A 19,436-nucleotide genomic window follows, 5' to 3' on the forward strand; every position below is an offset into this window, starting at 1 on the left:
CGTCAGGCCGGCGCGAGCTCACCGGCCGGCTCGTCCCGGTCGCTGTCGAGGACGCGCGGCTGGACGACCGCGGAGACCTGCGACGCCGACATGACGGCGCTGACCGCGTCCGCCTCGATCGGCCGGGAGAACAGGTAGCCCTGCGCGATGTCGCAGCCCAGGGCCGCGACGGTCTCCGACTGCTGCGTGGTCTCGATGCCCTCCGCCACCGTGAGCAGGCCGAGGGTGCCGGCCAGCTCCACGATCGCCCGGGTGATGACGTCGTCGTGGGCGTCGCGGCCGAGGCCGTCGACGAACTCGCGGGCCACCTTGAGCATGTCGATCGGGAAGCGGCGCAGGTAGGCCAGCGACGAGTAGCCGGTGCCGAAGTCGTCGATGGCGATCCGCACGCCGAGGCCCTTGAGCAGCCACAGGGTGGCGGCCGCGGCGTCCCGGTCCTGCATGAGCACCGTCTCGGTGATCTCGAGGACCAGCCGGTGCGGCTCCAGCCCGGAGCTCGACAGCGCCTCGCGGACCTGCTCGACGATCTGGTCGTCGGCCACCTGACGCGCGGACAGGTTCACCGTCACCAGGAGGTCGTCCTGGTCCGGGGACTCGGCCACCCACCGGGCGGCCTGCGTGCAGGCGTCGTTGAGGACGAGCTCGCCGATCTTGGTGATCAGGCCGCTCTCCTCCGCCAGCGCGATGAACTGGTCGGGGGCGCGCAGCCCGTCGACCGGGTGCTGCCACCGGACGAGGGCCTCGGCCCCGATGGGGCGGCCGGTGCGCATGTCGATGAGCGGCTGGTAGAAGGTGCGCAGCTCGCCGTTCGCGATGCCCTGGGCCAGCTCGGCCGCGACGTCCTTACGGGTGGTCGTGGTGTTGCCCAGGCCGGGCTCGTAGACGACGAAGTCGTTGCCCGCCGAGCGCTTCGCGGTGTACATCGCGATGTCGGCGTGCCGGACGAGCGTGTCGGCGTCCGGGACGTCGTCCCCGAGCGCGACGCCGATGCTGGCGCCGACGGTGGCGACGACGTCGTCGCCGAGCACGACGGGGACGTCGAGCTGGGCGCGGATGCGCTCGATGACGCGGGCCACGCCGAAGCGGTCGATCGGCCCGTTGAGCAGGACGACGAACTCGTCACCGCCCAGGCGGGCGGCCGTGTCGGCCGGGCGCAGGCACCCGCGGAGCCGGTCGGCGACCGTCCGCAGGAGCACGTCGCCGGCCTCGTGGCCGAAGGTGTCGTTGACCGGCTTGAACCCGTCGAGGTCCAGGTAGAGCACGGCCGGGTGGACGCCGCTGCGGCCGGCGGTGTCGACGGCGTGCCGCACGCGGTCCAGGAACAGGGTGCGGTTGGGCAGCCCGGTCAGCGGGTCGTGCAGCGCCTGGTGCCGCAGCTGCTCCTTGAGGTCCGTGACCTGGCGGAGGTTCTCCTCCAGGCGGCCGCGCTCGAGGGAGGTGGCGACGTGCCGGGCGAACGTGTCCAGCAGCGCGAGGTCGCGCGAGGTGAACGTGGTGACGTCACCGATGCGGCCGCCGACGAGCAGCAGGCCGTGCACGCGGTCCTCGGTGCGCAGCGCCGCGGCGACGGCGTCCTTGAGGCCGCGCTCGGCGGCGTAGCTGTCGAGCGCCGCGCCGGTGCCGGTGCCCGTGCGGGTGGTGAGGGCGCCGGACGAGGTCGCCAGGCGCAGCAGCCGGTGGTGGTCCTCGGGGTTGTCGAGCGGCGCCATGACGACGGCGTCGGCACCCTCGCGGCTGCGGCTCACCGTCGCGCCGTCGCGGCCGGCCGGGCCGAGCAGCACGAGCTCGGCCATCTCGGCGCGGAAGGCCGAGCGGACGGAGTCCAGGAAGTCGCCGAGCGCCTCCTGGGTGTCGCCGGCGTGCAGCAGGGAGGTGACCTCGTGCAGCAGGCGCAGGTTCTCCTGCTGCTCGCGGGCGCCGGTGTAGGCGCGGTACGAGGCAATGATCAGGATCGTGGGCAGCGCCAGCAGGGCCAGCGCGGCGGGGTCGGCCACGGCGGTGCGGGCGACGAGCAGGCCGATCGCGGCCGAGGCGAGTGCGGCCGGCACCGTGAGGGTGCACATCGCCAGGAAGTTGCCCGGGTCGACGCGGCCCTCGGAGATGCTCATGACCGCGAAGATGCTCGCGTTGCCGACCAGGGTGGCACCGACGATCGCGACCAGCGCCGCCAGCCAGTACCAGCCCGGGGTGAGCGGCGAGCACAGCAGCGCGTAAACCGTCGTCGCCACCGAGCCGGTGAGGGCGAACAGCGCCGTGTTGAAGGCGAGCTTGAGACCGCGCTGGCGGCGGTGCAGGGCGAGGGCGGCCGCGACGCCGACCACCTGGGCGACGACGAGGTCGCCGGGGGTGGTCAGCACCAGGCCGGCGGCCATCACCAGGTCGCTGACGGAGAAGGTGTGCGCGTCCCGCTTGACCTGGACGTGCACCGGGAACGCCTCGCTGACGGCGAAGGCGACCGCCCAGACCACCCACGGCAGGGGCAGAGCCGTGGATGCTCCGGCGAGCGGGTGGACGACGACGACGAACAGCGCCGTCGCCACCGCGGCCAGCACGCCCGTCAGCAGCATGATCCGCTGGGGAACGCTGAGCCGGTTCACACCGGACCGGTTGTCGGAGACACCGTTCGTCATCGTCGTCACCTCCTTCTTAGGACCAGTCCGCGCCGGACCAGCTGACCCCGGACCAGCTCACGCCGGACCAGGAGACACCGCTCCAGCTGACACCGGACCAGGACACACCGGACCAGCTGACGCCGGACCAGGACACGCCGCTCCAGCTGACGCCGGACCAGCTCACGCCGCTCCAGCTGACGCCGGACCAGGACACGCCGCTCCAGCTGACGCCGGACCAGCTCACGCCGCTCCAGCTGACGCCGGACCAGGACACGCCCGACCAGCTGACGCCGGCGAGCTCGGCCTGCTCGGCGACCTCGGCCTGCTGCGCGGGCGGCAGGTCCTCGATCACCTCGGCCTGCTCCTCGGCAGGCAGCTCGGAGATGGCCTCGACCGTCTCCGCGGCGGCGTCCTCGACGATCTCGGTGACGCCCTGGGCCAGGGTCTCGGCGTTCGACTCGTCGATCGCCTGACCGGTCACGTCGACCTCACCGGTGACGGCCTCGCCGTCGACCTCCACGACCACCGACCCACGGGCGGCGTCCAGGGAGCCCGCACCGGTCGAGCGCGCGTGCGTCTGCACCGCGTTCTCCGGCGTGGGGGTGTTCATCGCCTCGGCCAGGTCGATGAGACCCGAACCCTGCTGGGCGGCCGTGGCGCCGGGGATGGTGTTGGCCGTCCCCATGAGCAGCGCCTTGACCTCGTCCGGCGTGATCTCCGGACGCTGGCTGATCAGCAGCGCCGCGGCGCCCGAGACGACGGCTGCCGCCTGCGAGGTGCCGCTACCGCGGAACAGCTTCTCCCCGACACGAGCACTCGGCGCCGACTGGTCCAGGAACGAGTTCGGGCTGCGGAGGCTCACGACGCGCTCGCCGGGGGCGACCACGTCGGGGTTGCGGGTGCCGTCACCGTCGTTCGAGAACGAGGAGACGGTGTCGTCGGCGGTGTCCGCCGTGCCGTTGGTGCCGGCACTGCCGACGGCGATGACGTAGGGGTCCGTGGCCGGGTTGTTGACCTTCCCGGTGCCGAAGCCCTCGTTGCCGACGGCCACGACGACCACGATGCCCTTGTGCCACGCCTGCTCGGCGGCGTAGGCGAGCGGGTCGAGCTGGTAGCTCTGGACGCCGTCGGTGCCGAACGACATGTTGACCACGCGGACGTTCAGACCGTTGTCGTCACCGTGCTCGGTGACCCAGTCGATGGCCGCGATGGCCTGCGAGACGTCGGTGTGGCCCAGGGCGTCAGCGACCTTGATGCTGACGATCCGGGCGTCCGGCGCCATGCCGATGTAGTTGCCCGAGTCACCGGAGTACGGAGCGCTCGCGGCGTCGTCCCGGCCGCCGATGATGCCGGCCATGTGGGTGCCGTGACCGTTCGTGTCCAGGTTCTCCAGCGGCGTCCCGACCTCGAAGGACAGGTCGGGGCCGTAGAGGAGCTTCCCGGACGCGGTGAAGCCGTCGACCGGGACGGCGCCCGAGTCGATGACGGCCACGTCCACGCCCGCGCCGGTGTAGCCGGCGTCCCACATCGCCGAGGCGCCGGTGACGTCGTTGGCGATCGTGTAGAGCGAACCGGGCTGGCCGGCCTGCCCCGCGACGGTCTCGTTGACGGTCCTGGCCGCCGCGGCGGTGGTCTCCGCGACCGTCGTCGTGGTGTTCTCGACGACGGGCTCGACGACGTTCGTCACCGGCTGGGTCACGGTCGTGGCGGCCTCGGTGACCTTCTGGAACAGGCCGCCGATGGTGCCGCTGGTCAGACCGTTGAGGGTCAGCGAGGCGTTCTCGCTGACCGACTCGACGCCCGCGACGCCGCGGAGCGCGTCGATCCGGTCGACGGGGACGTCGGCGGTGAACCCGCCGATGATCCCGAGCTCACGCGTGACCGAACCGCCGTACGCGGCCACCGCCCGCTCGGGGGCGTTCCCCGAACCGGCGGCCTCGCGCACGATGACCGACACCTGGTCGGCCGACGACGAGAGCGACGCCGCCGACGCGGTGGCGGGGCCGAAGAGCCCTGCCGCCACGAGAGTGGCCACGGCGACCGTCATCGCTCGCTTCGCCTGCAGTGGGACGCCGCCCCAGGTCACGCCGTAGTCCGGCGCGTCTGGCGGGGAGCCCTGCACAGTGCTGCGCATTCCGTACACCTCCTTGGTGACATCCGTACTTCCATGTGCGTCATCCCTTCGGCACGGAGCGCGAGGTACTGAAACTTTCTAGAACCGCTACACGGGCTCACCCCCCGCACGGGTGAGACGGCGGTCGTTCACCGGTTGGAACGGGCCGGTCGCGGCCAGTCAGGCCAGTGATCACGCCCCGCGCACGGGTGCTCGCGGCGCGAAGTGATTCGGCGCGTCGCCCGGGTCGCTTCCGGAACACGCCCGGGCGCCTCAATACCGTCCGCGGCATGGAACGCCGGAGGTTCCTCCTCGCCCTGGCGGCCGGCCTGGCCGGTGCCGCGGTGGGTCGCGGCGTGACCCGCGACGAGCCCCTCCCGGGTCCGCGCGAGGCGCCGCCGCTGGCGGCCTCGGCCGCCGCGGTCGAGGCACCCCCGCCACCCCCGCCGCTCCTCCCGCCCACCGGGGTCGTGCAGGGGCTGCCCGGCGAGGGGACGTCGCTCGCCCTGACCATCGACGACGGCACGAGCACCGAGGTGGTCGCCGCCTTCGCGACGTTCGCCGCCGACAGCGGCACCCGGCTGACCTTCTTCCCCAACGGCTGCTACCGGTCGTGGGAGGAGAACGCGGCGGCGCTGCGTCCCCTCGTCGACTCCGGCCAGGTCGCCCTGGGCAACCACACCTGGTCCCACCCCGACCTCACCACGCTCGACGACCGCGCGGTGGCCGACGAGATCGGCCGCAACCGCGACTTCCTGCGCGACGTCTTCGGCGTCCGCGACAGCCCGTTCTTCCGCCCGCCGTACGGCGCCCGCGACGAGCGCGTCGACCGGATCGCCGCCGACCAGGGGCACCCCACCGTGGTCATGTGGGACGGCACCCTCGAGGACTCGCGGGTGCTGACCCCTGCCGAGCTCATGGACGCCGCCCGGAGGTGGTTCAGCGCCCAGCGGATCATCGTCGGCCACGCCAACCACGCCACGGTGACGACGCTGTACGGCGACCTGCTCGCGCTCATCGCCGAGCGCGGGCTGAGCACCGTCACGCTGGCCGACGTCTGGGCCACCCCGGCGCAGCGGCTCCGCGGCACCCGCGCGGCGGGCAGCACGAGCGTCGTCTGACGCCTCCGCCCGACCTGCGCCCGGCCGCGTCTTCCGGAAGGCTGTCCGTGACGAGCAGGATCACGGACGGAGGGTCGATGGACGACAGCGGTGCCCTGAAGGGTCGGGTCGCACTGGTCACCGGTGGGGCCAGCGGGCTCGGGCGCGCCACGTCGCTGGCGCTGGCCGAGGCGGGGGCGCACGTGGTGGTCGCCGACATCGACGCCGCGGGCAGCGAGGAGACCCGCTCGCGGGTCACCGAGGCCGGGGGATCGGCCGAGGTCGTCCCGCTCGACGTGACCGACGACGCCAGCCGGCGGGACGTCGTGGCCCAGCTCTTCGACCGGCACGGCGACGCCTTCGACGTCCTGGTGAACGTGGCCGGCATCGACCGGCCGGGCTACATCACCGACATCGACCTCGACGACTACCGGCGGGTCCAGGCGGTCAACTTCGAGGGGCCGGTCTTCCTGACCAGCGAGTTCATGAAGCGCGTCCAGCACCTGCCGGAGGGCCGGACCGCGGACGTGGTGCACATCGTGTCCCTGTCGGCGATCACCTCCGGCAGCGGCGCCATCGCCTACAACGGCTCGAAGGCGGGCTTCCTCAACGCCACCCGGTGCATCCAGCGCGAGCTGCGGGAGAAGGCGGTCACCCTGCCCGACGGCTCCGAGCGGCCGTTCCCGTGCCGGGTGCAGGCGGTCATCCCCGCCGCCATGGACACCCCGATGATGGAGCAGTGGGGGATCCCGTCCCACCTGATGATGCCGCCCGCGGCGGTGGCGGAGATGGTCCGCACCCTGCTGCTGCTGCACCCGTCGAGCTTCGTGCCCGAGATGCAGATCGTGCCCCGGCTGGAGCCGAACTTCCCCCGCTGAGCCCGGCAGAGGAGAACCCCATGAGCATGGCCGGACCGAACGGCACCGACCCCGACAGCGGCATGGCATCGGGGTCCGACGCGGGGGAACCGGGCGGCCACCTGGGCCCCGGCGACCTCGCCCCCGACGAGGAGCGGCTCCTCGCCGCGCTCGAACGCGACGCCCGCGACCTGGAGGAACCGTCGGTGGAGGAGTCCCTGCCGCTGGTGCGCGCCGCCGAGGACGAGGCGCCGCTGCCCGCCCGGGGCGGCCCGCCGGACGACGGGCTGACGCCCACGTTCACCGCTCCCGACCTGGACGGGTGAACGACCGGTCCACCGCGCTCGTGGAGGGCCGGTGAGACCGGCCGGACGTGGCACGATCGCGGGGTGACCAGCGCATCCGCCGGGGAGCAGCGCCTGCGCGACCTCGTGCGCCTGCGCCGCGTCCGCGACCGGATCGACCGCGAGTACGCGCAGCCGCTCGACGTGGAGGCGCTCGCCCGCGGCGCGCACATGTCGGCCGGCCACCTCAGCCGCGAGTTCCGCGCCGCGTTCGGCGAGTCGCCCTACGCCTACCTGATGACGCGGCGCATCGAGCGGGCCATGGCGCTGCTCCGCCGCGGGGACCTCAGCGTCACCGAGGTGTGCTTCGCCGTGGGCTGCTCGTCGCTGGGCAGCTTCAGCACCCGCTTCACCGAGCTGGTCGGCGTCCCGCCCAGCGTCTACCGGCGGCAGCAGGCCGGGTCGACGGCCGGGATGCCGTCCTGCGTGGCCAAGCAGGTGACCAGACCGGTCAGGAATCGAGAAGCACCGGCGGCGGCGCCGTCCCTAGCGTGACCGGCATGCAGACCCCCGACGTCACCATCCACTCGAGCTTCCTCCCGCACACCGACCCCGACGCCTCCCTGGCCTTCTTCCGCGACTCCCTGGGGTTCGAGGTCCGCCTCGACGTCGGCTACGGCGGGATGCGCTGGATCACCGTGGGCCCTCCCGGCCAGCCCGACACCAACATCGTCCTGCACCCGCCGACCGCGACCCCGGGCCTGACCGACGACGAGAAGCGCACGCTGCTCGAGCTCATCGCGAAGGGCAGCTACTTCGGCGTCAACCTGGCCTCCCGGGACCTCGCCGCCACCTTCGCTGCGCTGGAGGCCAGCGGTGCCGAGGTCGTCCAGGAGCCGACCGACCAGCCCTACGGGGTCCGCGACTGCGCCTTCCGCGACCCCGCGGGCAACATGATCCGCATCCAGCAGCTCAGTTGAGCGGTCCCCGGACGTCCTAGAGGCAGGGAACCCGACCCCCGTACCGAGGGAGACAGATGAGCACGGCCACGACGACCGGCACCTCCGCGGAGCACGCCGCCGACAGCCACGACCTGATCCGGGTGCTCGGCGCACGCGTCAACAACCTCAAGGACGTCAGCGTCGAGATCCCCAAGCGCCGGCTCACCGTGTTCACCGGTGTCTCGGGCTCGGGCAAGAGCTCGCTGGTCTTCGACACGATCGCCGCGGAGTCGCAGCGGCTGATCAACGAGACCTACAGCGCCTTCGTCCAGGGCTTCATGCCGAGCCTGTCGCGGCCGGAGGTCGACCTGCTCGAGGGCCTGACGACGGCGATCATCGTCGACCAGGAGCGGATGGGCGCCAACCCGCGCTCCACCGTCGGCACCGCCACCGACGCCAACGCGATGCTGCGCATCCTGTTCAGCCGGCTCGGCACGCCGCACATCGGGCCCCCGACCGCGTTCTCGTTCAACGTCCCGACGCGCAAGGCGAGCGGCGTGATGAGCACCGAGAAGGCCGGCGGGCGGGTCGAGAAGAACGTGGTGCGCGACGTCGTCTACCTGGGCGGCATGTGCCCGCGGTGCGAGGGCATGGGGTCGGTCTCCGATTTCGACCTGACGGCCCTCTACGACGAGACGAAGTCGCTGAACGAGGGCGGCCTGATGGTCCCGGGCTACAGCATGGAGGGCTGGTACGGCCGGCTCTTCCAGGGCGTCGGCCTGGACCTCGACAAGCCAATCGGGAAGTACACGAAGAAGGAGATGCAGACCCTCCTCTACTCGGAGCCCACCAAGATCAAGGTGGAGGGCATCAACCTGACCTACGAGGGCGTGATCCCGAAGGTCCAGAAGTCCATGCTCTCCAAGGACGTCGACTCGCTGCAGCCGCACGTCCGGCGCTTCGTCGAGCGCGTCATCACCTTCCAGACCTGCCCGGAGTGCGACGGCACGCGGCTCACCCCCGAGGCGCGGTCGTCGAGGATCGACGGGAAGAACATCGCCGACCTGTGCCAGATGCAGATCAGCGACCTCGCCGCGTGGGTCCGCGGTCTGGACGAGCCGTCGGTGGCGCCGCTGCTGACCGGCCTGCAGCACCTGCTGGACTCGTTCGAGCAGATCGGGCTGGGCTACCTCTCCCTCGACCGGCCGGCGGGCACGCTGTCCGGCGGCGAGGCGCAGCGCACCAAGATGATCCGCCACCTCGGGTCCTCGCTCACCGACGTCACCTACGTCTTCGACGAGCCGACGATCGGCCTGCACCCGCACGACATCGAGCGGATGAACCGCCTGCTCCTGCAGCTGCGGGACAAGGGCAACACGGTGCTGGTGGTCGAGCACAAGCCCGAGACGATCGCGATCGCCGACCACGTCGTCGACCTCGGCCCCATGGCCGGCACGGCCGGCGGCGAGGTGGTCTACGAGGGCACGCTCGACGGGCTCCGGGGGAGCGGCACGCTCACCGGCCGCCACCTCGGCTACCGGGCGGCGCTCAAGCCGGACGTCCGCACGCCGGCCGGCACCCTCGAGGTCCGCGGGGCCAGCACGCACAACCTCCGGGACGTCGACGTCGACATCCCGCTCGGGGTCCTCTGCGTCGTCACCGGTGTCGCCGGCTCCGGCAAGAGCTCGCTGATCCACGGCTCGGTCGCGCCGAGGGACGGCGTCGTCGTCGTCGACCAGGGCGCGATCCGCGGCTCGCGCCGCAGCAACCCGGCCACCTACACCGGGTTGCTGGAGCCGATCCGCAAGGCGTTCGCGAAGGCCAACGGCGTCAAGCCCGCGCTGTTCAGCTCGAACTCCGAGGGCGCCTGCCCCACCTGCAACGGCGCCGGCGTCATCTACACCGAGCTCGGTGTCATGGCGACGGTCGAGTCGCCGTGCGAGGAGTGCGAGGGCCGCCGGTTCCAGGCCTCCGTGCTGGAGTACACGTTCGGCGGCCGCACCATCGCCGAGGTCCTGGCGATGTCGGTGACCGAGGCCGAGGAGTTCTTCGGCACGGGCGAGGCACGCACGCCGGCGGCGCACACGATCCTCGACCGGCTGGCCGACGTCGGGCTGGGGTACCTGACCCTCGGCCAGCCGCTGACCACGCTCTCCGGCGGCGAGCGCCAGCGGCTCAAGCTGGCCGCGCAGATGGCGGAGAAGGGCGACGTCTACGTCCTCGACGAGCCGACCACCGGCCTGCACCTCGCCGACGTCGAGCAGCTGCTGGGCCTGCTCGACCGGCTCGTGGACTCGGGCAAGTCGGTGCTGGTCATCGAGCACCACCAGGCGGTGATGGCGCACGCCGACTGGATCATCGACATCGGTCCCGGCGCCGGGCACCAGGGCGGCCAGGTCGTCTTCGAGGGGACGCCGGCCGACCTCGTGGCCGCCCGTTCCACGCTCACCGGCGAGCACCTCGCCGCGTACGTGGGCGGCTGAGCCGGCGGGTCCTACCCGCGCAGCCGCACCGCGACGAGGGCGACGTCGTCCTCGGCGCGCTCGGGCAGCAGCCGGTCGAGCAGCTCGTCGCACAGCTGCTCGACCGGCCGGTCGCGCAGCGCGGTGAGCTCCCGGCCCAGCACCTCGACTCCGTCGTCGAAGACCTGGTCGCGCCGCTCGACGAGCCCGTCGGTGTAGAGCAGCAGCGTGCTGCCCGGCTCGACGGGCGACACGTGGTCGGTACGGGGGGTCGACGGGTCGACGCCGAGCAGCAGCCCCGGGCGTCCGCCGGTGAGCAGCTGCGGCCGGCCGTCCGGCCCGGTGAGCAGCGGGGGCAGGTGGCCGGCGCTCGCCCAGCGCAGCCGGGCACCGCCGTCGCCGTGCTCCAGCCGGCCCACGAGCACGGTGGCCATGGTGCCGAGCCCCAGGCCCTCGACGGCGGAGTCCAGCCGGGACAGCACGGCGGCCGGCCCGTCGGCGCTGGCGTAGGCGATGCCCCGGAGCAGCCCGCGCAGCTGCCCCATGCTGGCCGCCGCCTCGGTGTCGTGACCGACGACGTCACCGATCACGAGGATGGTCGAGCCGTCGGGCTGCTGGAACACGTCGTACCAGTCGCCGCCGACCTGCGACTCCCGGGCCGCGGGCACGTAGCGCACGGCCACCTCGAGGTCGTCGGGCTCCGGCGGGTCCGACAGCAGGCTGCGCTGCAGGGTCTCGGCCGCCTGCGCCACCCGGCGCGAGCGGGCGTAGAGCGCCTCGAGCAGGTGCGTGCGCAGCTCGGTGGCGACGGCCAGCTGCGTCGCCGTCCACGGCTGCGACCTGTCGCGCACCGTCTGCCGCCAGCGCTCGAAGGACTTCCGGGGGCTGAGCCGGACCTCGTCGCCCTCGCGCTCGGCGATCGCCTTGTTGTGCGGGTCGCCGCCCCAGTCGATGTGGTGCACCTGCTCGCCGCGGAACCACAGGAGGTACTGGCCCGCGGGCAGCGGGAGGGCGAGGACGCCGCAGGCCACCTCGACCGGCGTGAGGAGATCGGGCGCGGTGTGCGGCAGCGAGTCGGTGGCCACGACGTCGTCGTCCCGCCCGGCCGCCCAGGCGGCGACGGCCTCGACGACGTCCGGCGGGATCGCGGCGCCGCCGGCGGCGGTGTGCCCCTGGAGGCGCACCGCCACGCCGTCGGCCGGCACGAGGTCGAGCAGGCTCGGCGTACCGAGCAGCGCCTCGGCCAGCGGGCGTTCCTCGTCGAGGGTGGCGGCGGTCAGCCAGGCCAGGGTCGAGCGGACCTGCAGCGCGCGGTGGACCTCGTCCTCCTCGGCCCGGTCCACCAGGCGCAGCGACAGCGTGGAGCCGAGGAACTCGGCGGCGGCGCGGGTGGCGAAGGGCGGGGCGTGCGGGCCGCTGTAGTGGTGGCAGGCGATGAGTCCCCACAGCTTGTCGTCGCGCAGCAGCGAGATGGACATCGACGCCTCGACGCCCATGTTCTTCAGGTACTCGACGTGGATCGGGGAGACGCTGCGCAGCGTCGAGTAGGTGAGGTCCAGCGGCCGGCCGGTGGCGGGGTGGTCGGTCGGCAGCAGCCGCGACGGGACGTAGCCGACGTCGGAGATCAGCCGGATCCAGTTCTTCTCGTACAGCGCCCGCGCCTGGGCGGGGATGTCCGAGGCGGGGTAGTGCAGGCCGAGGAAGGAGTTGAGCTCGTCGAGCTTGGCCTCGGCGACGACCTCGCCGTTGTAGTCGGCGTCGTAGCGGTAGACCATCACGCGGTCGAACCCGGTGAGCGTCCGCACCGCCTGGGCCGTGATGTCGTAGAGCTCCTGCAGCGACGACGCCCGGTTGAGCTCGCCGATCGTGCCCCGGACCGCCTGGTAGGTGTTCGGGAAGGAGAACGGCCGCGGGCCGCGGGCGGGCTCCAGCTCGACGAGCAGGCCGGCCAGCGGGGGGTCGCCCGTCGGCCGCTGCTCGGCGGACGAGCGCAGGACGACGCGGTGCAGGATCGCGTCGACCGGGACGGGATCCCCGTCGACGTCGAGGGTGATCTCCACCGGGTTGCGTTCCCGCAGGTCGCCGAAGGCGCTGGCCGACCGCAGGACCGCCCCGGCCGGCACGACACCCAGGACGTCGGCGAGGGGACGGCCCAGGGCCGCGCGCCAGTCGACGCCGGTCAGGTCGGCGAGGTTCTCCGACACCTGCTGCACGACGTGGTCGGGGTCGCTGACGACCAGCAGCACGCCCCGCGGCTGGATGCTGCCCGGGACGTGGATCGGTTCGCGCTCGCAGTTGCTGAGGTCGACCGGGGTGCCGGGGGCCAGGAAGTCGATCGGCTCCACGGCGCTGTCGGTCACGCCGGCACCGCGGCGACCGGCCGGCACCAGGCGGCGAGGGCACGGAAGGTCGCGCGCGCCGAGTCGACCATCGTGTCCGGGCTGCCGCCGGCGGCGACCCGCTCGCGGGTCACCCGGCGGAAGGCGGCCCACATCGCGCCGGTCTCGCCGCCGTAGGGGGAGAAGGCGCGGACGCGGACGTCGGCGAGGTGCGGCAGCGAGGCGAGGTGCCGGTCGATGAAGGTGCCGCCGAGCGTGGAGCCCTCCAGGACGTAGAGCCTGCCCAGGGCCTCGTCCGTGCCGGCCAGGGGCGGCAGCGTCGGGCCGCCGGACGACGGGGCGGCGTCCAGGGCGCGCAGGTCCTCGGCGAACATCGCCGCCCGGCGGCGCCGGGGCCAATCGAGGGCCGCCGCGTCCGCCGGGTGCGTGCCGGCCCATGCGTCGAGGCCGGCCTCGGAGGCCAGCCAGAACCCGTGCATGCGGTCGAGGACCGCGGCGAGCCGGTTCCGTGCCAGGTCGGGGTCGAGCAGGTCGAGGGTGCGCTCGACGTCCTCGTGCTCCTCGGCGGTGCCGGTGCGCAGCCTCCGCAGGACGTCGTCGTCCCCGCTGCGGTTCCGGGCGTGCGCCATTCCGTCGTCCGCAGCCATCACTGCCGAGCGTAAGCGACTCGCGCCGGACCTGCGGGATCGGTCAAGGACGCCCGCTGAGACGTGCGGCACGCAGCGACGTGTGCAGCAGGAGGCGGGCGTCGCCGTCGGCCAGGTCCAGGCCGGTGAGCGCCTCCACGCGGGAGAGCCGGTAGTACAGCGTCTGCCGGTGCACCTGCAGGGCGGTGGCCGCCCGCGAGGCGCTGCCGCCGGAGTCGAGGAACACCTCGGCCGTCTCGGCGAGCACCGGATCGGCCAGCAGCGGGACGACGGCGGGGTCGGGCCCGGGGAGGGCGGTGACCGGGCGCCACGCGCCGAGCTCGGCCCAGTGGGCGACGGGGGACAGGCCGGGGACCGCGGCGGCCACGCGCGCGGCGGCCCGCGCCTCCGTCCACTGCGCGGGCAGGTCGCCCACGCCGGTCCGGGCCTGCGAGACGCCGGCGGCGCTGCCGCGCGGCAGGCCGGCGAGGGAGGCGGCGGCCAGCGCCCCGGCCGGGCGGAGGTCCCCGGTCCGGCTCAGCGGGACCAGCACGGCGGCGACCGGGCCGGCGGGGTCGTCGAGGACCGTCGCGACGGCACCGGCACCGGGCCGTCGCCAGCGGTCGGGCAGGCCGTCGGGGCCGGGCACCAGCGCGACGAGCACGAGGGGCAGCCCGTCGTCGAGGGCCGCGGCGAGGGCCCGGGTCGCCTGTGCCCGCGCCGTCGCGCTCCCGGTGAGGGCGGAGGCGAGGGTGCGGCCCAGGTCGTCACCGCCGCTGCGCTCGGCGAGCAGCCGCCCGGCGTCCGCCGCGAGGTCCACCGCGGCCGCGAGCGCCGGGTCGCCGGCGTCCGACGGGTCGATGCGACCGCCGTCGAGCAGCCACAGGTAGCCGCGGGTGCGGCCCTCGTGCCGCACCGGGATGACCAGCCGGGTGAGGATCCCGGCCTCCGGGTCGGCGGGCGTGCGCAGCGGCCCCTCGGCGGAGGCGATGCCGAACTCCTCGAACCAGGCGCGGGTGGGTGCGGGGGAGCCGCGGGTCAGGATCGAGCGGGTGCGGACGGCGTCCATCGCGGCGTCCTGGCTGTCGTCGTGCGCGCAGAAGGCGAGCAGCGTGAACTCGGCGTCCTCGAGCGTGGCCGGCGCGGCCAGCAGCCGCGACACCTCGTCGACCAGCTCCTGCAGGTCGTCCCGCACCGCTCACCACCCTCCCCGGGGCCTTTGTGGCCACACAGGCCCTATACATCTGTATGAGAGCACGGGCGGTGGTTCTGGACATCTGTCCCTGGCTCGAAGGGGTGGTGATGCCTACCGTCGGCGGTGTCCGAGTACCTGGAACTGGAGGCCCCGTGGTCCTGCAGAAGGCACTGCTCGCCGCGTCCCGCCGCCCCGGTCTGCGACGGGCGGTCACCGGCAACCCCGCCACCCGTCGCGTGGTCGAGCGGTTCGTCGCCGGGGAGACCCTCGACGAGGCGCTCGCCGTCGTCCGGGCGCTGGACGGCGACGGCATCCAGGTGACGCTCGACCACCTGGGCGAGGACATCACCACCCGCGCCGAGGCCGAGCACTCGCGCGACGCCTACCTCGCGCTGCTCGACGGGCTGCGCGCCCTGGGCCTGGGCGGTGGCGCGGAGGTCTCGGTGAAGCTGTCGGCCTTCGGCCAGGCGCTGCCCGACGGCCACGAGACCGCCCTCGAGCTGGTGCGCCCGGTCGTGGAGGCCGCGACGGCGATCGGCACGACGGTCACCCTCGACATGGAGGACCACCGCACCGTCGACTCGACGCTCGCCGCGCTCGCCGAGCTGCGCAAGGAGCACCCGGGCACCGGCGCCGTCCTCCAGGCGATGCTCTTCCGCACCGAGGAGGACGCCAAGGCCCTCGCCGTCACCGGCTCGCGGGTGCGGCTGGTCAAGGGCGCCTACAACGAGCCGGCGTCCGTCGCGCACCAGAAGAAGAAGGACGTCGACGCCGCGTACGCGCGGTGCCTGGAGATCCTCATGGCCGGCCCCGGCTACCCGATGGTCGGCTCGCACGACCCGGCGATGGTCGCGCGGGCGCACGAGCTGGCCGCCCAGCACGGGCGGGCTCCCGACTCGTGGGAGGTGCAGATGCTCTACGGCATCCGGCCCGACGAGCAGCGCCGCCTCGCCGCCGCCGGCACCCGTGTGCGGGCCTACGTCCCGTACGGCGTCGACTGGTACGCGTACTTCATGCGCCGGCTCGCCGAGCGCCCCGCGAACGTCGGCTTCTTCCTCCGCTCGCTGCTCACCAAGTCCTGACCCCCTCCAGGGCCAAAGTGGCCACTTTGGCCCTTCCTCACCGGAAGGCCCCGTCCATGGACGCCGTCACCCGTGTCCCGGCCCCGCGCAACGAGCCGGTCCTCACCTACGCCCCCGGCTCGGCCGAGCGCGCCGAGCTGGAGACCCGCCTCAAGGCGCTGGCCGCCGAGCCGCTCGAGCTGACCAGCACCATCGGCGGCCGCCAGCGGATGGCCGCCGGCGAGACCTTCGAGGTCGTCCAGCCGCACCGGCACGCCGCCGTCCTCGGCACCTCCGCCCAGGCGACGCACGCCGACGCGCAGGATGCCGTCCGGGCGGCGAAGGAGGCGGCACCGGCCTGGCAGGAGCTGTCCTTCGACGACCGCGCCGCGGTGTTCCTCAAGGCCGCGGACCTGCTGGCCGGCCCGTGGCGGCAGGCGCTCAACGCCGCCACCATGCTGGGGCAGAGCAAGACCGCCTACCAGGCCGAGATCGACGCGGCCTGCGAGCTGATCGACTTCTGGCGCTTCAACGTGCACTTCGCGCGGCAGATCATGGCCGAGCAGCCGGAGTCCTCGCCCGGCGTCTGGAACCGCGTCGACCACCGCCCGCTCGAGGGCTTCGTCTACGCGATCACGCCGTTCAACTTCACCGCGATCGCCGGCAACCTGCCGACCGCCCCCGCGCTGATGGGCAACACCGTCGTCTGGAAGCCCTCGCCGACGCAGCAGTTCGCCGCGCACCTCACCATGCGGCTGCTCGAGGCCGCCGGGCTGCCGGACGGCGTCATCAACCTGGTCACGGGCGACGGCATCCCGGTGTCGGAGGTGGCGCTGGCCGACCGCGACCTGGCCGGCATCCACTTCACCGGGTCGACGCCGGTCTTCCAGCACCTGTGGCGCACCGTCGGCCAGAACATCGCGAACTACCGGGGCTACCCGCGGATCGTCGGCGAGACCGGCGGCAAGGACTTCGTCGTCGCGCACGCCTCCGCCGACGTCGACGCGCTGCGGACCGCGCTGGTCCGGGGCGCCTTCGAGTTCCAGGGCCAGAAGTGCTCGGCGGCCTCCCGCGCCTACGTGCCGCGCAGCGTCTGGACCCGGCTGAAGGACGACCTGGTCGCGACCACCGAGTCGCTGGCGATGGGCGACGTCACCGACTTCTCCAACTTCATGGGCGCGGTCATCGACCGGAAGTCGTTCTCGAAGCTCTCCGGCGTCCTGGACCGGGCGAAGGACGACGACGCGCTGACAGTGATCGCCGGTGGCACCGCCGACGACAGCGAGGGCTTCTTCGTGCGGCCCACGATCATCGAGGGCACCGACCCCGACCACGACGTCTTCACCACCGAGTACTTCGGCCCGGTGCTGGCGGTGCACGTCTACGACGACGCCGACTACGACGCGGTGCTGACCCAGATGGAGTCGGTCGCGCCGTACGCGCTCACCGGTTCGGTCATCGCGCAGGACCGGGCCGCGATCGCGCACGCGCAGCGGTTCCTGCGCAACGCGGCCGGCAACTTCTACGTCAACGACAAGCCGACCGGCGCCGTCGTCGGTCAGCAGCCGTTCGGCGGGGGCCGGGCGTCCGGCACGAACGACAAGGCCGGCGCCCCGCAGAACCTGCAGCGGTGGACGAGCACCCGGTCGATCAAGGAGACGTTCGTCCCCGCGACCGACCACACCTACCCGCACATGGCCTGACGCGTCCGGGGGGCCATCGTGGCCACGATGGCCCCCCTCAGGCCGGCCAGCGGAGGGTGCCGGCGGTCAGGACCGCGCCCTGCGACGGGCGGTGCGCCGAGAGCCGGCCGCCCGGCATGAGGTGCCGCACCGGCACGCCCCGGGCCAGGACGGCGACGTCGGCGATCAGCCGGCGGTGGCAGCGCCACCAGACGGTCTCGCTGCACATCACCGCGACGGTCGCCCGCTCCGCCGCGGCGAGCACCTCGTCGAGGGCGGCGCCGAACTCCGGCGTCCGCGTGTGGGCGGCGTACGCGGCGAACTGGGCGACGGTCCACCAGCCGTCCTCCACCGGCCGGTCGGGGTCCAGCCGGCGCCGGCCGCCGAGCCGTTCCTCCCACCGGTAGGTGACGCCCGCGGCCGGCAGCCAGTCCTCCAGGGCGTCCCGCGAGACGTCGGGGTTGGTGCGGCTGCCCGGGAACCGGCGGACGTCGACCAGCTGCTCGACCCCGGCACCCGTCAGCAGCGCGCCGAGGGCCTCCCGGTCCTGGGGCCCGTGACCCACGGTGAGCAGCGGCATGCGTCCTGCCTACCCGACCGAGGTCCTTTGGCATGCTCGACCGGTGAGCAGGGGGACGTCGGAGGTCGGGACGGCGCTGTGGCGCTCCCGGGGCATGCAGGCCCTGATCGGGGTCACCGTGCTGGGGTTCGCCAGCTACTGCCTGACGCTGGCGTCGCTGCCCGTGTACGCGGTCGCCGGCGGCGCCGACGAGAGCGCCGCGGGCGTCGTGACCGCCGTCTTCCTGGTGGTCACCATCGCGTTCCAGGCGGCGATCCCGGCGCTGACCGCCCGGTTCGGCGTCGGCCCGGTGCTGGTCGCGGGCCTGGTGGCCATGGGCGTCCCGTCGCCCCTCTACGTCCTGGACGACGGCCTGGCCTGGATCTGCGCGCTGTCAGCGGTCCGCGGTGCCGGGTTCGCCGTCCTCACCGTGCTCGGCGCGACGCTGGCCGCGCGGGTGGCGCCGCCGGGACGCCGCGGGGAGTCGGTCGGCCTGTACGGCCTGGCCATCGCCATCCCGAACCTGGTCGCCGTCCCGGCCGGGGTGGCCCTCGTGCTCGACGGCCACGTCGGCTGGCTGTCCTGGCTCGCGGCCTCGCCGGTGCTCGGCGTCGCGCTCGTGCCGCTGCTGGTCCGGTCGGTGGCGCCGGAGCCCGGACCGGGGGCCGCGGCCTCCCACCGCGCCGCGATCCGCGCGGCCCTGCTGCCGTCGGTGGTGCTCTTCCTGGTCACCCTGGCCGGCGGTGGGCTGGTCACCTTCCTGCCGATCGAGCGCCCGGACGGCGTCCTGGCCACGGCGGCCCTGCTCGTCTTCGGCATCACCGGCGCCCTCACCCGCTGGCGGGCGGGGGCGCTCTCCGACCGGCTGGGGACGGGGCTGCTGCTCCCGCTCGCGCTCGGCGTGGCGGCGGTGGGGCTGGCGGTGACCGGGCTGGGTCTGGACGCCGGGGCGGGCTGGGTGCTCGCCGGCGCGGCCGTGTTCGGTGCCGGGTTCGGCGCCGCGCAGAACCTCACCCTGGTCTCCGCGTTCGCCCGCGCCGGGGAGGGCGGCACGACGACGGCCAGCGCGATGTGGAACGCCTCGTTCGATGCCGGCACAGCGACCGGTGCGCTGGCCCTGGGCTTCCTCTCCGCCGGGATCGGCCTGGACTGGACCTACGTCGTGGTCGCCGCGTCGCTGGCGGCGGCGGTGCCGTTGGCCTCGGCGGCGGCGCGGGCCGCGGTCCACGCCTGATCCGCGGCGACCACCCGGTCGGCGATCTCCTGCAGGGAGCGGAGCAGCACGATCTCCTCGCCGGCCTGCCACAGCCAGGTCCGCAGGCCCTCGGGGTCGTCGCGGTGGGCGTCCCGCAGCTGGCCGAGCCGAAGCTGCCGGGTGTTGGCCTGCGCGCGTTGCGCCGGGGGCAGCGAGCGGGACTCGGCGCGGGCGATCGCGGTGAGCCCGGCGCCGAGGAACACCAGCTCGCGGACCTCGGAGACGCCGTCGAGCAGGGCGCGCGCGGCCGGCTCGTCGGTGCCCAGGAGCGAGAGGAACTCGTCGGCGCGGCGGGCGCCCTCGGCCATCGGATCGGGGGTGGTCACCGCACCACTGTGCCCCGGCCGCTC

General features: G+C 73.8%; 16 protein-coding genes. 9 read left to right on the top strand and 7 right to left on the bottom strand.

From position 1 onward, the window contains the following. Positions 1-2: 2 nt before the first annotated feature. Together ACI78T_RS10510 and ACI78T_RS10515 are read right to left on the bottom strand one after the other, a co-directional pair. Positions 3-2,630, bottom strand: a complete 2,628-nt coding sequence (locus ACI78T_RS10510) for a putative bifunctional diguanylate cyclase/phosphodiesterase (RefSeq protein WP_456558038.1) — start codon at positions 2,628-2,630, stop codon at positions 3-5. Positions 2,631-2,646: 16 nt separating this feature from the next. Then, on the bottom strand, positions 2,647-4,746 hold the full coding sequence (locus ACI78T_RS10515) for a S8 family serine peptidase (RefSeq protein ID WP_456558039.1): 2,100 nt from the start codon (positions 4,744-4,746) through the stop codon (positions 2,647-2,649). A 269-nt stretch (positions 4,747-5,015) separates the two neighbouring features. Between ACI78T_RS10515 and ACI78T_RS10520 the strand changes: the two genes are divergently transcribed. The 6 genes from ACI78T_RS10520 to ACI78T_RS10545 all read left to right on the top strand — a co-directional run bounded on the left by ACI78T_RS10520 (position 5,016) and on the right by ACI78T_RS10545 (position 10,390). Beyond that, positions 5,016-5,846, top strand: a complete 831-nt coding sequence (locus ACI78T_RS10520) for a polysaccharide deacetylase family protein (RefSeq protein ID WP_456558040.1) — start codon at positions 5,016-5,018, stop codon at positions 5,844-5,846. Between the two features lie 77 nt (positions 5,847-5,923). Continuing rightward, positions 5,924-6,703, top strand: a complete 780-nt coding sequence (locus ACI78T_RS10525; protein ID WP_456558041.1) for an SDR family NAD(P)-dependent oxidoreductase — start codon at positions 5,924-5,926, stop codon at positions 6,701-6,703. A gap of 20 nt (positions 6,704-6,723) precedes the next feature. After that, positions 6,724-7,008, top strand: a complete 285-nt coding sequence (locus ACI78T_RS10530) for a hypothetical protein (protein ID WP_456558042.1) — start codon at positions 6,724-6,726, stop codon at positions 7,006-7,008. Positions 7,009-7,071: 63 nt separating this feature from the next. Then, the gene (locus ACI78T_RS10535; RefSeq protein ID WP_456558043.1) at positions 7,072-7,521 is read left to right on the top strand and encodes a helix-turn-helix transcriptional regulator; all 450 of its coding nucleotides are present in this window, start codon (positions 7,072-7,074) and stop codon (positions 7,519-7,521) included. A gap of 5 nt (positions 7,522-7,526) precedes the next feature. Then, on the top strand, positions 7,527-7,946 hold the full coding sequence (locus tag ACI78T_RS10540; RefSeq protein ID WP_456558044.1) for a VOC family protein: 420 nt from the start codon (positions 7,527-7,529) through the stop codon (positions 7,944-7,946). Between the two features lie 56 nt (positions 7,947-8,002). Next, positions 8,003-10,390 carry an ATP-binding cassette domain-containing protein gene (locus tag ACI78T_RS10545; protein WP_456558045.1) on the top strand — a complete coding sequence of 796 codons (2,388 nt, stop codon included), beginning with the start codon at positions 8,003-8,005 and terminating at the stop codon, positions 10,388-10,390. An 11-nt stretch (positions 10,391-10,401) separates the two neighbouring features. On the opposite strand, the gene ACI78T_RS10550 is transcribed toward ACI78T_RS10545, so the two are convergent. From ACI78T_RS10550 to ACI78T_RS10560, 3 genes are read right to left on the bottom strand one after another with little or no spacing between them, the layout of a single operon-like run. After that, positions 10,402-12,729 carry a SpoIIE family protein phosphatase gene (locus ACI78T_RS10550; RefSeq protein ID WP_456558046.1) on the bottom strand — a complete coding sequence of 776 codons (2,328 nt, stop codon included), beginning with the start codon at positions 12,727-12,729 and terminating at the stop codon, positions 10,402-10,404. Further along, positions 12,726-13,355 (bottom strand): biliverdin-producing heme oxygenase, encoded by a 630-nt coding sequence (locus tag ACI78T_RS10555; RefSeq protein ID WP_456558047.1) that lies wholly within the window; start codon positions 13,353-13,355, stop codon positions 12,726-12,728. Before ACI78T_RS10555 ends, ACI78T_RS10550 begins: the two co-directional genes overlap by 4 nt. A 43-nt stretch (positions 13,356-13,398) precedes the next feature. Then, positions 13,399-14,529, bottom strand: coding sequence for a PucR family transcriptional regulator (locus ACI78T_RS10560; RefSeq protein ID WP_456558048.1), 1,131 nt, complete (start codon positions 14,527-14,529; stop codon positions 13,399-13,401). A gap of 152 nt (positions 14,530-14,681) precedes the next feature. On the opposite strand from ACI78T_RS10560, the gene ACI78T_RS10565 reads away from it, so the two are divergent. Next, positions 14,682-15,611 (top strand): proline dehydrogenase family protein, encoded by a 930-nt coding sequence (locus tag ACI78T_RS10565; RefSeq protein WP_456558049.1) that lies wholly within the window; start codon positions 14,682-14,684, stop codon positions 15,609-15,611. A 56-nt stretch (positions 15,612-15,667) separates the two neighbouring features. Further along, entirely contained in the window at positions 15,668-17,293 is a 1,626-nt protein-coding gene (pruA, locus tag ACI78T_RS10570; protein ID WP_456558050.1) for an L-glutamate gamma-semialdehyde dehydrogenase, read from the top strand. 37 nt (positions 17,294-17,330) lie between these two features. On the opposite strand, the gene ACI78T_RS10575 is transcribed toward pruA, so the two are convergent. Next, the gene (locus tag ACI78T_RS10575; RefSeq protein WP_456558051.1) at positions 17,331-17,852 is read right to left on the bottom strand and encodes a DUF488 domain-containing protein; all 522 of its coding nucleotides are present in this window, start codon (positions 17,850-17,852) and stop codon (positions 17,331-17,333) included. A 43-nt stretch (positions 17,853-17,895) separates the two neighbouring features. On the opposite strand from ACI78T_RS10575, the gene ACI78T_RS10580 reads away from it, so the two are divergent. Continuing rightward, the gene (locus tag ACI78T_RS10580) at positions 17,896-19,065 is read left to right on the top strand and encodes an MFS transporter (protein ID WP_456558052.1); all 1,170 of its coding nucleotides are present in this window, start codon (positions 17,896-17,898) and stop codon (positions 19,063-19,065) included. On the opposite strand, the gene ACI78T_RS10585 is transcribed toward ACI78T_RS10580, so the two are convergent. Beyond that, positions 18,987-19,412 carry a hypothetical protein gene (locus tag ACI78T_RS10585; protein ID WP_456558053.1) on the bottom strand — a complete coding sequence of 142 codons (426 nt, stop codon included), beginning with the start codon at positions 19,410-19,412 and terminating at the stop codon, positions 18,987-18,989. The two genes, ACI78T_RS10580 and ACI78T_RS10585, sit on opposite strands and share 79 nt — an antisense overlap. Positions 19,413-19,436 lie beyond the last annotated feature (24 nt).

The organism is Blastococcus sp. SYSU D00922, from assembly GCF_054050495.1.